The sequence below is a fragment of the Halosimplex marinum genome (assembly GCF_051414075.1).
GTDB lineage: Archaea > Halobacteriota > Halobacteria > Halobacteriales > Haloarculaceae > Halosimplex > Halosimplex marinum.
Genome location: NZ_JBLKNY010000004.1, coordinates 657,377 through 670,783 on the forward strand (window position 1 = coordinate 657,377; position 13,407 = coordinate 670,783).

Genomic DNA, 13,407 nt, shown 5'->3' on the forward strand with positions numbered 1-13,407 from the left:
AAAGCGTGTGGACCCTTTTATATGACCGCCGGGAAAACGGTCGGGTGATGGCAGCCGGGCAGGATCCCGAGGAGGCGGACGTGATCTCGTTGCTCGACGACGAGTACGCCCGCGCGATCCTGGTCGAGTCGAGCCGCGAGGCGCTGTCGGCCTCGGCGCTGGCCGAGCGCTGCGACGCCTCCGAGCCGACGATCTACCGGCGCATCGAACAGCTCCGCGAGTACGACCTCATCGTCGAACAGCAGCAGCTGGACCCGGACGGCCACCACTACAAGACGTATCAGACGCGCGTCGAGCGCGTCACCGTCGAGATCGAGGACGGCGAGTGCTCGATCGACGTGTCCCGGCGCGAGGTGGACGCCGCCGACCGGTTCACGCGCCTGTTCGAGGGACTCACAGAACCATGACATCGATCCCGGACCCCGCGCTCGCCCCCGGCGTCGCGCTGCAGGCCACCGCCACCGGCGGGTCCGCCCTGCTCGCCGCGCTGGCCCTGCTCGGCCTCGCCGTCGCGGCCGGCCTGTCGTTGCTGATCGCATACGAGGCGCTGAAGGGCTACCGCGGAACCCGCGACCGGGCGATGCTGTTCCTGGCGGTCGGGATCGTTCTCCTGACCGGCGGCCCCATCGCCCTCCGAATCGCCCTCCCGACGCTCACCGACGTGCCCGAGTCCGTCCGCCTGCTCTCGACGACGATCAGCGAACTGCTCGGCCTCGGCTGCATCCTCTACGCCATCTACGGACGACCATGACCGCACGCACACCGCACTCCCCTGACGAGCGCGACCCGACCGCCGGCCGCGGGGTCGGCTCCGCCGCCGCCCGCGAGTCCGACCCGCTCGCCGCCTGTCCGGCCCCGCGAACCGCCGGCCCGCACCGGGAGGTGGCGCCGTGATCGCCCCGCTCCCCGCCGTCGCGGCCTCCCCCGAGGCCGCGCCGCTCCAGACCGGCCCGGCGGTCACGCCGGCGACGTTCGCCGGGGCGCTGACCGCCGCAGTCGGCCTGTTCGTCGCCTACCAGGCCTACCGCGGGTACCGGCGCAACGACAGCCGCCCGATGCTGTTCCTCGGCGTCGGCATCTTCCTCGTGACCGCCGCCCCCTTCGTCGTCACGACGCTACTGGTCTCCGTGCTGCTCGCCAGCGACGCCGCCGCCATCCTCGCGTGGGCGCTCCTGGAGATCCTCGGTCTCGGGTCGATCCTCTACGCGCTCACCGGCGCGTGACGCCGACCGGCAGGCCGCCGATCCGCTCGTCGAACCCGGGCGGTCGCCGACAGGACCTGTAGCCGCACCGCTACGGACACTTTTAGTACGCCGGCGGGCGAGAAGTCGACAATGAGCCGATTGGTCCCCGTGCTCCGGGTACCCGACGGGCCGGGCTCCCTCCTCCGGCGGTTCGTCGGCGTGCCCCTCCGCCTCCAGACGTACGCGAACCTGCTGTACCTCTCGGCGCTGTTCCCGCTGGGGATGGCGTACTCGATACTGCTCCCGCTCGGCTTCGGCCTCGGGATCGGGCTGGCAGTGATACTCGTCGGCCTCCCCGTGCTCGCCGGGACGATACTGCTGGTCCGGGAACTGACAGCGCTCGAACGGTACGCGGCCGACCGGCTGCTCGCCGTCGACGTCCCCGCCGGCGAGGCCGACGTGCCGCCGCTCTCGGAGCCGGTCGCCCACCTGAAACACGCGCTCACGAGCCTCTCGACGTGGCGAGGGGTCGTCTTCCTCTTGAGCAAGGTGCTCGTCGGGACCGCGGCGTTCGCCCTGCTGGCCTTCCTGGGGACGATATCGCTGTCCCTGTTGCTCGTGCCGCTGTACTACCGGTCGGTCAACGTCGGCGTCCGGCCGGTCTCCGGGGAGATGGACTTCCAGCCGTCCGTCGAGATCGCGCTCCGGACGTGGGAGATCGGGCTCACGGTCCCGTTCCGGCTGACGACGTGGTACGTCACCACGCTGCCGGAGGCGCTCGCCGTCTCGGCGTTCGGGCTGGTGGCGACGCTGGCCTCGCTGCACGTCTGCAACTACGCGGCGCGGGCGGCCGGCTGGTACGCGTCGCTGGTGGTCGGCGGGACCGACCCGTCGGCGATCCGTCGGACCGTCGACGTGTAAGCCGGTCGACCCCGATTATCACAACCGAGGGACGGCCCCCGGGCCTTATTTACCTGCATCGCATACGGTGTCCGTAACATTCCGATGAGCCACCTCCTGGCGGACCCGACTGTCGCCCTCGTCGTCGGCGGATCCGCCGACGAACGGGACCGCGTCCGCGCCGCCGTGACCGGCGGCGACGGACCCGATATCGATGTCGTCGCCGACCGGGACGACCTGACCGAGACACTCTCCGCGCGCAACGACGTGGGCGGTGTCGTCGCGGTGGGCGTCGACGAGACCGGGTTCGACGGCGTCCGCGAGGCCGTCAGAGCGGTCAGCGACCACCTGCCGGTCGTCGCCTACACTGACGACGAGGCCGTCGCCGCGGCCGTCGCGGGGTGTGCCGACTGCCGGTACCTGCCCCGGTCGGCGCCCGTCGAGCGGCTCGCGGCGGTGGTCGACGACGCGATGGCGACCTTCCGGGAGCGCCGACAGACGGCGGCCGACAGCGGGATCCTCCGGACGCTACTCGAGCGGGGGCAGATGACGATGTTCGCCAAGGACGACGCGGGCCGGTACGTCCGGATGGCCGACGTGCCGTACACGCCGGACCCCGAGGAGTTCATCGGCAACACCGACCCGGAGGCGTTCGACCACAGTAGCGACGCCGACCGGCGGGCCTACGAGGACGACCTCCGCGTCGCCGAGACCGGCGAGCCGATCCGCCGTCAGATCGAGCATCTCGAGACCCAGGGGGGCGACCACTGGTCGGAGGTGACGAAACTCCCCTGGCGCGACGAGGACGGCCGCGTGATCGGGGTGGTCGGCTACGCGCTCAACGTCACCGAGCGGATGCAGCTCGAGCAGCGCCTGGAGGAACAGCAACGGCGCTTCGACCAGTTCGCCAGCTACGTCTCCCACGACCTGCGGAGCCCGCTGCAGGTGTCGATCGGCGCGCTCGAACGCGCCCGGGAGGGCCACGAGTCGGCCTTCGACCGGATCGAGCGGGCCAACGAGCGCATCGAGGAGATCCTCGAGGACCTCAGCGCCCTCTCGAAGGGCGACCGCTCGGTCGACCTCTCCGAGGAGGTGCTCGACGTGCTCGACGTGGGCGTCTCCTCGACGGAGCTCGCGCCGCTGGTCGAGCAGGTCTGGGACGTCCACGGCACCGACGAGGCGACGCTGGAAGTGGTCGTCCCCGACGGCACCGAGGTCATCGCCGAGACCGAGTCCGTCCGGCCGCTGGTCGAGAACCTCCTGAAGAACGCGCTCGACCACGCCGGACCGGACGTGACCGTCCGCGTCGGGACGACCGACCGCGGCTTCTACGTCGAGGACGACGGCCCCGGCATCCCCGAGGCCGAGCGGGAGCAGGTCCTCGAAGCCGGCTACACCACCGCCGAGGACGGCACCGGGACGGGGCTGGCCATCGTCACCGAGACGGTCGACCAGCAGGGCTGGGAGATCGACATCCGCGAGAGCGGGATCGGCGACGCTCCGGGCGCGCGCTTCGAGTTCACCGAGTGCCCGGTCGTAGTCCCCGAACCCGCCGAGCCGACCGGCGAGTCGGTGGCGCTCACCGAGAGCGTCGACGTGGGAGAGGTGTCCGTTCCCGGGTCGGCGACGGCCGGCGAGGACGGCTCCTGGCGGATCGTCGGCAACGGCAGGGACATCTGGCACGACATCGACGAGTTCCACTTCCGCCACGGGGAGGTGGACGGCCCCGTCCGGATCGAGGGACGGCTGGACGAACTGGAGGGCGTCCACGAGTACAGCAAGGCGGGACTGATGGTCCGGGACACGCTCGCGGAGGACGCCGCGTTCGCGTTCGTCGGCGCCACGAGCGACCACGGCACCGAGACGATGTGGCGCCACGAGGCCGGCGCCTCCGCCGGGAGCGACCAGATCGAGGAGCCCTACGACGCCTACCCGTGGTACCGCCTCGACGCCGTCGACGGCACGGTGACGCTGTCGTGGTCGACCGACGGCGAGGAGTGGCAGGCCATCGACCAGCGCCGGATCGACCTGGCCGACTCCGTGGTCGTCGGCCTCGCCGTCTGCAGCCACAGCGCCGACGACACCAGCGAAGCCGTCTTCGAGAACGTGACCGTGACCGAACTCGACCCGGTCGGGTGAGGCCGGGACTACCGACGGTTCGGCCGGTTCGCCGTTCTACCGACGGCCTCAGCCGCGCTCCGCGACGAACTCCTGCACTTCCTCGACGCTGAGGACGCCATCTTCGCGGGTCCCGGCGAGGTCGCCGTCGACGAACAACAGCAGTTTCGGGACGCTCAGCACGTCGTACTCGTCGATCAGTTCCGGGTCGTCCCTTGGGTTCATCGTCGCGACGACGGCGTCGGTCGAGCGGGCGACCCCGCTCAGGACCGGCTCCATCGCCGCGCACTTCCCGCAGCCCTCGGTGTGGAACTCGACGAGCACCCGGTCGTGGCTCGCGACGAGGTCGTCGAGTTCGGCCCGGGTCGACGGCGAGACGGGACGGTCGCGTGTCGCGGCCATACCCGGGCGTACGTCCCCGACGGGTGTAAGCCCTCGGCGACTGCGCTCGTGTGAGTGCTGGGGACGGACGGCGCTGGCGATATTCGATGCAGGACGGCGTGGTAGCGGTCGGCGCGCGCTGGAGCGCGCGTTCATGCGCGCGACCGTAGACGCGCGAGGTCTTCTCGAACTCCTGAGAGAAGGCTCGTCAGAGCTTGCCTCTGACGGTGGATGAGTAGCGCAGGAGCGCAGCGACGAGCAACGCAATCGGCTGGGGAGGCTTGTGGCCCTCTGCGGTGCTGTGCGGGGCGGATGCTGTCGCGGAGCGGTGCGGTCCCTGGTGGACTGAAAGGGCGAGGTGCGCTCGCGTGCAGTTTAGTCGCCTGAGCGGGCCACTATCCGCGCGGGCCGTGCGGAGAGCGCGGATATCCCGCTCAGCGACCGCGAGCGCGCCGAGGGCTTTCACCGCCTGCTGTCCCCTGCGTTCGAGTCGAGTGCGTTCGAGTCGAGTGCGTTCGAGTCGATACAGACACCAGTGACCGAGGTCACTACCACTCGACACCGGCCCACAGCTCTCTAACCCGAAACAACTCGGGGACGGGGAGCCGATGGATATAACCCGGGGGACCCGCTCTCACACACCCATGGACGCGGCACTGGGTGCGCCGGCGAAGATGGCCGAGCGGGAGGAGGACCTGACGCCGATGATGGCCCAGTACTTCGAGCTCTGCCGGGAGTACGACGACTCGCTGGTGCTCTTCCAGGTGGGGGACTTCTACGAGGCCTTCTGCGAGGCGGCCGAGCGGGTGGCCCGCATCTGCGAGATAACCCTGACCAAACGGGAGGACTCGACCGGCGAGTACGCGATGTCGGGAATCCCCATCGACAACGCCGAGTCGTACATCGAGCGACTGCTGGAGGCGGGCTACCGCGTGGCCGTCGCCGACCAGGTCGAGGACCCCGACGAGGTCAGCGGCGTGGTCGACCGGGCGGTCACCCGGGTCGTCACGCCGGGGACGCTCACCGAGGACGAACTCCTGCGGAGCGCCGACAACAACTTCGTCGCCTGCCTCACCGCGGACGGCCCGGGCGGCGATACGTCGACCCGGGACACGAAGCGGGCGGGCGGCGGCGCGGGCGCCGGCGGCGACGAGAACGGTCCCTACGGACTCGCGCTGCTGGACGTGTCGACCGGCGACTGCTACGCGACGGGCGCGGATCGACTCGACTCCATCGCCGACGAACTCGGACGGTTCGCGCCCGCGGAGGCCATCGTCGGCCCCGACGCGCCCGCCGACGTGTTCGACGGCGACTGCATGGTCTCGCCGTACGAGCGGACGGCCTTCGACGCCGAGCGCGCCAGCGAGCGCGTCGAGGCGTACTTCGGCGACCTCGGGCTGGCCGACGAGGCCGAAGTCCGGGCCTGCGGCGCCCTGCTGGCCTACGCCGAGTACACCCGCGGCGGTAACCCCGACGCCGGCGACATCGGCGACGACGCGACGGCCGAAGTGGCCCGGCCCGGCGCGACTGCCGGGGACGACGCCGGTGAGGGCGACGCCAGCGAGGACAATCCCACCGGGGACACGACGGGCGCCGCCACCACGCTCGACTACATCAACACCCTCACGCGGTACGACCCGCGGGAGTACATGCTGCTGGACCGCGTCGCGCTGGAGAGCCTGGAGCTGTTCGACCGCCGGGCGGTCCACGGCGACCGGGCGCTCACCCTCGTGGACGCGCTCGACGAGACGGCCTGCGCGCTCGGCCGGCGGAAGCTCGACGACTGGCTGCGCCGACCCCTGCTGGACGAGGACCGCATCGCCGCCCGCCACGACGCCGTCGCCGAACTGGCGGGTGACGTGGGGCTGCGCGAGGACCTGCACGACCTGCTCGACGACGTGTACGACATCGAGCGGCTCATCTCCCGGGTCGCCCGCGGCCGCGCGACGGCGCGGGACCTGCGCTCGCTGCACGACACGCTCGCGGTCGTCCCCGACGTGCAAGCAACCCTGGCCGAGGCCGACTCCGCGACGCTGGTCGAACTGCGCGAACACCTCGATCCTCTCGCCGACGTACGCGAACTGATCGACGAGGCCGTCCGGGAGGACCCCGACGCCGACCTCACGGAGGGCGGCATCGTCAAACCCGAGTTCGACGACGAACTCGCCGACCTCCGGAGCACGGAACGGGAGGGCAAGGCGTGGATCGACGACCTGGAGGCGAGCGAACGCGAGCGTACCGGCATCGACTCGCTGAAGGTCGGCCACACCTCCGTCCACGGCTACTACATCGAGGTGACCGACCCGAACCTCGATCGGGTGCCCGACGACTACCAGCGCCGGCAGACGCTGAAGAACTCCGAGCGGTTCGTCACGCCCGAGCTCAGGGAGCGCGAAGACGAGATCATCCGCGCCGAGGACCGCGCGGACGACCTCGAATACGAGCTGTTCTGCGAGGTGCGCCGGGACGTGGCCGACGAGTCGGAGCGCGTGCAGGCGCTGGCCGACCGCCTCGCCCGGCTGGACGTGTTCGTCTCCTTCGCGAGCGTGGCCGCGAAGTTCGACTACACCCGCCCCTGCGTCGGCGCCGAGGAGTTCGCCGTCGAGGCCGGGCGCCACCCCGTCGTCGAGCGGGCCGAGGAGCGGTTCGTCCCCAACGACGCCCACTTCGACGACGAGCACTTCTTCGCCGTGATCACCGGCCCGAACATGAGCGGCAAGTCGACGTACATGCGCCAGGTCGCGCTCACCTCCGTGCTCGCCCAGGCCGGGAGTTTCGTCCCCGCCGCCGAGGCCCGGCTCCCGGTCGTCGACCGCGTGTTCACCCGCGTCGGCGCCAGCGACGACATCGCCGGCGGCCGCTCTACCTTCATGGTCGAGATGACCGAACTCGCGGACATCCTGAACAACGCCACCGAGGACTCGCTGGTCCTGCTCGACGAGGTCGGCCGCGGGACCAGCACCGCCGACGGCCTCGCCATCGCCCGCGCGGTCACCGAACACGTCCACGACGAGATCGGCGCCACCACGCTCTTCGCCACCCACCACCACGAGCTGACCGCCATCGCCGACGAGCTATCGGGCGTGTTCAACCTCCACTTCGAGACAGAGCGCACCGACGGCGAGGTGGCCTTCGAACACGAGGTCGCGCCCGGCGCCGCCGCCGCCTCCTACGGCATCGAGGTGGCGAAGCTGGCCGGCGTGCCCGGGGAGGTGGTCGACCGCTCGCGCGAGCTGCTCGACGAGAGCGATCCCGGGTCGGGCGGTCCGGGGACGGTCGACGCCAACGGCCACGACCTCGACGAGAACGTCCGCGTGAGTAACACCGCGGACGAGGGGACCAGCGGCGACGACCCCGGCCCCACTTCGGACCTCGAACGGAAACTCGCCGCGCTCGACGTGGCGACGATGACGCCGCTGGAGGCGATGAACGCCCTCGCGGAACTGAAGGAGTCGCTGGACGAGTAGGGCTTAGACGGGCGAGCGGACGGGAACCGTTTAGTCCGACGCGTCGTCGGGCCCGGTCGGCGTCAGCGGCACGAACTCCAGCCCGCGCTCGGCGAGCAGCCGGCTCGCGCGGTCGGTGACCGACGGCGCGACGAGGATGCCGCGGACCTCGCGGTCGGCGTGCAGGTCCCGCTCCAGCGCGTCGACGTACCGGCCGAGTTGCCCCACGGCGTCCGGGCCCACTCGCCGGCGCTTGAGTTCGACGGCGACCGCCCGCTCGTCGGCGTCCTCGCCGTAGATGTCGACGGCGCCCGCGGGCGTCGACCGCTCGGTCGCCAGCGGGACGAACCCCTCCTCGACCAGCGACGGTTCGTCGAGGATCCGCTGGCGGAGGTCCTCCTCGGTGCCCTCCAGTGAGAGGTCCCGTTCGTCGGTCAGCCCGTAGGCCGACACCTCAAGCACCGCCTCGAAGTCGACCCGGAGGTGTTCCTCGGGCGTCTCGCGGTGGCTCTCGACGACGAGGTGGCCCTCCTCCGCGTGGGCTTCGTGGTCGCAGTCCGGCGGTTGCCAGTTGACCGGCTGCTGGCCCTCGTCGGTGTGGACCAGGGCGGCGCCGTCGGGCTTGAGCATCACCAGCCGCTCGCCGGGGCCGAGCGTGCTCGACGCGCGCCCCTCGTAGTCGACGGTGCAGCGGCCGACGACGGTCACCAGGGCGCCGGCGTCGATGGCCTCGGCCACGAGGTCCCGCGCGGTCTCGTGGCCCGGGCGCTCGCGCGTCTCCAGCCGGAGTCCCTCCTCGACGGCAGTCACACCACCTGGTTGGGCGTCGGGGGCTAAAAACCGCGCGACACGGGACCGGTCAGCGGTTCAGCGTCGCGGGTCACCTCCGTCGATCCACAGGATCGCGTCGGCGTCGGGCGTATCGGGGTGGCGGGCGACCCGGACGGCGAGGTACCGCGTCGCTGCGGGGGCGGGCACGAAGCCGGCGTCGACCGCGTCGCCGAGCACGTCCTTCGCGGTGCGCAGGAACCGCCGGAGTCGGCCGGCGGCGGCCTCACCGGGCCAGGGGACCAGCGCCGCCGGTTCGGCGTCGGTGGAGTGGGTCTCCGGGTCGGCGGCTGCGCCGGACGCGGTTCCGTGCCGCCGGCCGGTCTCGATGCCCAGCCGGGGGACCAGGAACGCCTCGGTCCGGTCGCCGGCGACGACAAGGACCTCGAACTCGCGGGGGTCCAGCGAGTCGAGGACCGCGTCGGCCGACGCGCCCGACCGGAACGGCTCCGGGTCGACGAGGTCGGGGGGCGCCTCGTCGGCCCGGACCAGCGCGACCAGTCGGTCGACGTGCTCGCCGCCCCACTGCGAGCGGTGCAGGTCGTACCCGCCGGCGTCGCGTTCGACCGCGACCAGCGTGCGCGCTCCCACGGCGAGGCGAAGTGGTCGCGGGTTCGCCCATAAACTCTCGGACGAACCCGGCGGACGGCGGGGCCGCTTGTCGGTCGAGTGGCCGCCGGCCGTCGGATTCCGCGACCGGCCCCCTCGACTCAGCCGTCGAACTCGACCAGGCGGTCCAGGGGCACGAGGCGGTGCTGGACCTCCGGCTTCGTGTAGCCCGACGACTCCTCGGAGACGCCCGCGGTGTAGACGGTGACCTTCTGCTGGAGGACGTGCGGTTTCCCCTCGGTGTTCCGGACGACCTCGACCGAGCGCCAGGCCTCGTCCTTCATATCACACCACGAGGACACCCTGCGATAAATCGCTTTGGCGGCGGGGCGGTCCCGACCGCCGATTCCGGTCCCGACCGCCGGTTCCGACCCGGCGACCTCGCCCGTCCGCGGCGACCGTCCCGACCGACTCACTCGTCGTCGTCGGCCGTCCCGTCCCCCGGGCGGAGCGTGAACCGGCGCGTCTCCAGGCCGGCGTCGTAGTAGGCCCGCGCGAGCGTCGGCTCGTCGGCGGCCGCCTCGCGGTCGACGGTCCGCACGGGGACGGACACCGTCAACGGCGCCGTCTCGAACGGGTAGGGATCGACCCGATAGGTGCCGTCCCCGAGCGCGGTGACCGAGAGCGTAGTCTCCTCCCCGCCAGTCGTGGGAACGGCGTCGACCTCGCCGTAGCCGGGCGGGGAATCGGTGATACAGAACGACAGCGAGAGGGCGTCCCAGACCTGGAGCCGCCGGTAGTCGTCCCACAGCCGGCCGGCGTACCCCTCCGGAACGCGCTTCCTGTCGTGGAGCGACCGCAACAGCTCCCGGTCGGCGGCCGTGACGGGCGCCGGCCCGTCGCGGTCGCCGCCGAGGAGCGCGTCGAGCAGGCGGCGCTGACGACGGTGCTCGCGGTCGACGAACTCGCGGAACGCCTCGGGCGTCTCGGGCCACGCCGGCGAGAGCCCGTAGCGCTGGTTCCGCAGGCCGGCGCCGTGCATCGAGACGAGCAGCCCCGCGTAGGCGTCCATCTCGACCACGGCCTCGATCCCCTCGTCGTAGAGGTCGACCCAGGTGTCGGCGGGCATCTCGCGGAAGTCGACCGGCTCGCCGCCCGCGAGGCGGGGACGGCGGTCGTAGGTCCGCCAGCCCGTGTCGTGGGCGTAGGCCGCGAGCGCGAGCGGGCCGAACGGCTCCGGGCGGTCGAACGACACCGGACGCGTCGACCCCTCCCCGCCCCAGGCGTCGGCGAACTGGCCCGCGAGGACGGCGTGGTCAGGCTGGGTGACGAACTGGTAGCCCTCCGCCGTCTCGGCGACTATCACACGCCGAGTTGGGCCGGCGCGGTGAAAGAGGCGTCGGCGGTTCGCGCCGTCCGGTGGCGGCGCCGGTCACTCGCGGTGGCGGTAGTAGGCGAGCACCCGGACCGGGACCGCGGCCACCGCGGTCGCGAGCGTCACGAGGACCGTCCAGCCGGGGGCGAGCCGCAGGAGCAGCTGCATCCCCATGATGAAGGCGAACAGGGCGACGAATCTGGGGGCGAAGTTTCCAGTCCAGAACGAGCGGACCCGCTCGCTCCCGACCGAGAGGACCACGAGCGCGACCGCGAGGGCGACGCCGGCAACGGCGGCGACGGCGACCCGCGTCCCGGTTACCGGCACTTCGACGGCGAACGGCTCGACGAGCGCGAGCCCGCCGAACACGGCGACCGCGAGCGCCAGCCAGCCGAGGTCGACGAGCGCGCCGGCTGTCGAGCCGGGCTCGCTCCAGTCGTCGGGGAGGGTCGACATACTGTCGGCCGTTCGACTCGTCGAGACGTAACCCTTTCCGTCGGTGAACGGGCGGGGAGAAACGGAGAATCCCGAGAGAAAAACGGCGCCGCTACAGCAGGTCCTCGACGTTGTCGACGACTTCCTCGGGGGTGTCGCCGACGGGGACGCCCGCGGATTCGAGCGCGTCGATCTTCGACTGGGCGGTGCCGGTGCCCGAGCCGGAGACGATGGCGCCGGCGTGGCCCATGCGCTTGCCCGGCGGGGCGGTGCGGCCGGCGATGAAGCCGGCGACGGGCGTGGTCATGTACTCGTCGATGTACTCGGCGGCCTCCTCCTCGTCCTCGCCGCCGATCTCGCCGCACATGACGACGGCGTCGGTCTTGTCGTCCTGCTCGAACAGCGCGAGCGCCTCGATGAACGAGGTGCCGATGATCGGGTCGCCGCCGATGCCGACGGCGGTCGACTGGCCGATGCCGCGCTGGGTGAGGCTGTCGACGACCTGGTAGGTCAGCGTGCCCGACCGGGAGACGAGGCCGACGCGGCCGGCCTCGAAGATGTTGCCCGGCAGGATGCCGAGTTTGGCCTCGCCGGGGGTGATGACGCCGGGGCAGTTCGGGCCGACGAGGTAGGCGTCGGTCTCCTGCAGGCGGCGGTAGACACGGGACACGTCCTGCGTGGGGATGCCCTCGGTGATGGTGACGACGAGGTCGAGTTCGTCGACGCCGAGCGCCTCGAAGCAGGCGTCGCCGGCGAACGCCGGCGGGACGAACACGACCGACGTGTCGGCGTCCTCCTCGGCGGCGGCCTCGGCGACGGTGTCGTAGACGGGGACGCCCGCGACCTCCTGGCCGCCCTTGCCCGGGACGGCGCCGGCGACGACGTTCGTCCCGTACTCGATCATCTGCTCGGTGTGGAACTTGCCCTCACCGCCGGTGATACCCTGCACGATGACGCGGCTGTCTTCGTCGACCAGAACACTCATGCTTCCACCTCCTCGGCGTAGTCGACCGCACGCTGGACGGCGTCCTCCAGCGTCTTCTCGACGGTCACGAGGTCCTCGTTGAGGATCTCCATGCCCTCCTCCCAGTTCGTCCCGGCGAGCCGGACGACGACGGGCTTGGGGATCTCGTCGAACTGTTCGAGCGCCTGGTTGATCCCCCGGGCGACCTCGTCGCCGCGGGTTATCCCGCCGAAGATGTTGAAGACGACCGAATCGACGTTGTCGTCGGAGAAGACCATGTCCAGGGCGTTGGCGATGCGGTCGGCCTTCGCGCCGCCGCCCACGTCGAGGAAGTTGGCTGGCTCGCCGCCGTAGTGGTCGACCAGGTCCAGCGTCGTCATGACGAGGCCGGCGCCGTTGCCGATGATGCCGACGTTGCCCGACAGGCGGACGTAGTCGAAGCCGTACTCGTCGGCCTTGCGGTCGAGCTCGCTCTCCGCGAACTCGCCTTCCTCCTCCATCTCCTGGAGCTCGGGCTGGCGAAAGAGGGCGTCCTCGTCGACGTTGAAGACGGCGTCGGCGGCGATGACCTCCTTGTCCGCGGTGACCATGAGGGGGTTGATCTCGGCGTCGGCGCCGTCGCGGTCGTCCCAGAGTTCGTAGAGCGTCGTCAGGACCGAGGCCACGTCGCGGGCGATCTCGCGGTCGACGCCGGCGTCGTAGACGGCCTTGCGGGCCTGGTAGGGATGCATGCCGAACGCGGGGTCGATGTGCTCGCGGGCGATGGCGTCGGGGTCCTCCTCGGCGACCTCCTCGATGTTGACGCCGCCGCGGGTCGAGACCATCGCGACGGGCTTGCCCTCGCCGCGGTCCATCGTCACGCCGACGTACAGTTCGTTCTCGAAGTCGACGGCCGCCTCGACGAGGACGCGGTCGACGGTGTAGCCCTTGAGGTCCATGCCGAGGATGTCGTCGGCGGCCTCGCGGGCCTCGTCGGCGTCGTCGACGAGTTTGATCCCGCCGGCTTTCCCGCGTCCGCCGACGTGTACCTGTGCCTTGACGGCGACCGGATAGCCGATCTCCTCCGCTGCGGCGACCGCCTCGTCGACGGTGCCGGCCAGTTCCGAGGCCGGTGTCGGGATCCCGGCGTCGGAGAAGACCCGCTTGGCCTGATATTCGTGCAGTCGCATGTCACTCGAACTCGCGGCCGGCGAGCGCTTAAATCCCGACGGTATCGACCGGCTCCCG

At 71.3% G+C, this 13,407-nt stretch carries 15 protein-coding genes; 7 read left to right on the forward strand and 8 right to left on the reverse strand.

Features of this window, described 5'->3' with window-relative positions; all coding sequences use genetic code 11:
- Positions 1 to 47 precede the first annotated feature (47 nt).
- The 6 genes from ACMGFI_RS11340 to ACMGFI_RS11365 all read left to right on the forward strand — a co-directional run bounded on the left by ACMGFI_RS11340 (position 48) and on the right by ACMGFI_RS11365 (position 4,223).
- Complete coding sequence (locus ACMGFI_RS11340; protein ID WP_436909719.1) at positions 48 to 407, forward strand: helix-turn-helix domain-containing protein; 360 nt, start codon at positions 48 to 50, stop codon at positions 405 to 407.
- Positions 404 to 751, forward strand: a complete 348-nt coding sequence (locus tag ACMGFI_RS11345) for a DUF7521 family protein (protein ID WP_436909721.1) — start codon at positions 404 to 406, stop codon at positions 749 to 751. The genes ACMGFI_RS11340 and ACMGFI_RS11345 overlap by 4 nt, the downstream gene beginning before the upstream one ends.
- The gene (locus ACMGFI_RS11350) at positions 748 to 894 is read left to right on the forward strand and encodes a hypothetical protein (RefSeq protein WP_436909722.1); all 147 of its coding nucleotides are present in this window, start codon (positions 748 to 750) and stop codon (positions 892 to 894) included. Before ACMGFI_RS11345 ends, ACMGFI_RS11350 begins: the two co-directional genes overlap by 4 nt.
- Complete coding sequence (locus tag ACMGFI_RS11355; RefSeq protein ID WP_436909723.1) at positions 891 to 1,223, forward strand: DUF7521 family protein; 333 nt, start codon at positions 891 to 893, stop codon at positions 1,221 to 1,223. Before ACMGFI_RS11350 ends, ACMGFI_RS11355 begins: the two co-directional genes overlap by 4 nt.
- A 111-nt stretch (positions 1,224 to 1,334) precedes the next feature.
- The gene (locus tag ACMGFI_RS11360) at positions 1,335 to 2,105 is read left to right on the forward strand and encodes a sensor domain-containing protein (RefSeq protein WP_436909724.1); all 771 of its coding nucleotides are present in this window, start codon (positions 1,335 to 1,337) and stop codon (positions 2,103 to 2,105) included.
- Between the two features lie 84 nt (positions 2,106 to 2,189).
- On the forward strand, positions 2,190 to 4,223 hold the full coding sequence (locus ACMGFI_RS11365; RefSeq protein WP_436909725.1) for a PAS domain-containing protein: 2,034 nt from the start codon (positions 2,190 to 2,192) through the stop codon (positions 4,221 to 4,223).
- A 48-nt stretch (positions 4,224 to 4,271) separates the two neighbouring features.
- Here the strand turns inward: ACMGFI_RS11365 and ACMGFI_RS11370 are convergent, their stop codons facing one another.
- Positions 4,272 to 4,604 carry a thioredoxin family protein gene (locus tag ACMGFI_RS11370; RefSeq protein ID WP_436909726.1) on the reverse strand — a complete coding sequence of 111 codons (333 nt, stop codon included), beginning with the start codon at positions 4,602 to 4,604 and terminating at the stop codon, positions 4,272 to 4,274.
- 623 nt (positions 4,605 to 5,227) lie between these two features.
- Between ACMGFI_RS11370 and mutS the strand changes: the two genes are divergently transcribed.
- Positions 5,228 to 8,050, forward strand: a complete 2,823-nt coding sequence (mutS, locus tag ACMGFI_RS11375) for a DNA mismatch repair protein MutS (protein WP_436909727.1) — start codon at positions 5,228 to 5,230, stop codon at positions 8,048 to 8,050.
- A gap of 30 nt (positions 8,051 to 8,080) precedes the next feature.
- Here the strand turns inward: mutS and nucS are convergent, their stop codons facing one another.
- The 7 genes from nucS to sucC form a co-directional block, all read right to left on the reverse strand.
- Positions 8,081 to 8,839 (reverse strand): endonuclease NucS, encoded by a 759-nt coding sequence (gene nucS / locus ACMGFI_RS11380; RefSeq protein ID WP_436909728.1) that lies wholly within the window; start codon positions 8,837 to 8,839, stop codon positions 8,081 to 8,083.
- Between the two features lie 57 nt (positions 8,840 to 8,896).
- A complete protein-coding gene (locus tag ACMGFI_RS11385) occupies positions 8,897 to 9,448 on the reverse strand; it encodes a DUF6735 family protein (RefSeq protein ID WP_436909729.1) in 552 nt (183 codons plus the stop codon).
- A 119-nt stretch (positions 9,449 to 9,567) separates the two neighbouring features.
- Positions 9,568 to 9,750, reverse strand: coding sequence for a hypothetical protein (locus ACMGFI_RS11390; protein ID WP_436909730.1), 183 nt, complete (start codon positions 9,748 to 9,750; stop codon positions 9,568 to 9,570).
- 128 nt (positions 9,751 to 9,878) lie between these two features.
- Entirely contained in the window at positions 9,879 to 10,772 is an 894-nt protein-coding gene (locus ACMGFI_RS11395) for a DUF3891 family protein (protein WP_436909732.1), read from the reverse strand.
- Positions 10,773 to 10,838: 66 nt separating this feature from the next.
- Entirely contained in the window at positions 10,839 to 11,237 is a 399-nt protein-coding gene (locus ACMGFI_RS11400; RefSeq protein WP_436909733.1) for a hypothetical protein, read from the reverse strand.
- Positions 11,238 to 11,328: 91 nt separating this feature from the next.
- Complete coding sequence (gene sucD / locus ACMGFI_RS11405; protein ID WP_436909734.1) at positions 11,329 to 12,201, reverse strand: succinate--CoA ligase subunit alpha; 873 nt, start codon at positions 12,199 to 12,201, stop codon at positions 11,329 to 11,331.
- The gene (gene sucC / locus ACMGFI_RS11410) at positions 12,198 to 13,349 is read right to left on the reverse strand and encodes an ADP-forming succinate--CoA ligase subunit beta (RefSeq protein WP_436909735.1); all 1,152 of its coding nucleotides are present in this window, start codon (positions 13,347 to 13,349) and stop codon (positions 12,198 to 12,200) included. The genes sucD and sucC overlap by 4 nt, the downstream gene beginning before the upstream one ends.
- Positions 13,350 to 13,407: the final 58 nt, after the last annotated feature.

Coding starts and splice junctions, on each gene's coding strand:
- ACMGFI_RS11345 (WP_436909721.1), top strand. CDS start 404: ATGACATCGATCCCGGACCCCGCGCTCGCCCCCGGCGTCGCGCTGCAG.
- ACMGFI_RS11370 (WP_436909726.1), bottom strand. CDS start 4,604: ATGGCCGCGACACGCGACCGTCCCGTCTCGCCGTCGACCCGGGCCGAA.
- ACMGFI_RS11365 (WP_436909725.1), top strand. CDS start 2,190: ATGAGCCACCTCCTGGCGGACCCGACTGTCGCCCTCGTCGTCGGCGGA.
- mutS (WP_436909727.1), top strand. CDS start 5,228: ATGGACGCGGCACTGGGTGCGCCGGCGAAGATGGCCGAGCGGGAGGAG.
- sucC (WP_436909735.1), bottom strand. CDS start 13,349: ATGCGACTGCACGAATATCAGGCCAAGCGGGTCTTCTCCGACGCCGGG.
- ACMGFI_RS11390 (WP_436909730.1), bottom strand. CDS start 9,750: ATGAAGGACGAGGCCTGGCGCTCGGTCGAGGTCGTCCGGAACACCGAG.
- ACMGFI_RS11360 (WP_436909724.1), top strand. CDS start 1,335: ATGAGCCGATTGGTCCCCGTGCTCCGGGTACCCGACGGGCCGGGCTCC.
- ACMGFI_RS11400 (WP_436909733.1), bottom strand. CDS start 11,237: ATGTCGACCCTCCCCGACGACTGGAGCGAGCCCGGCTCGACAGCCGGC.
- ACMGFI_RS11350 (WP_436909722.1), top strand. CDS start 748: ATGACCGCACGCACACCGCACTCCCCTGACGAGCGCGACCCGACCGCC.
- sucD (WP_436909734.1), bottom strand. CDS start 12,201: ATGAGTGTTCTGGTCGACGAAGACAGCCGCGTCATCGTGCAGGGTATC.
- ACMGFI_RS11340 (WP_436909719.1), top strand. CDS start 48: ATGGCAGCCGGGCAGGATCCCGAGGAGGCGGACGTGATCTCGTTGCTC.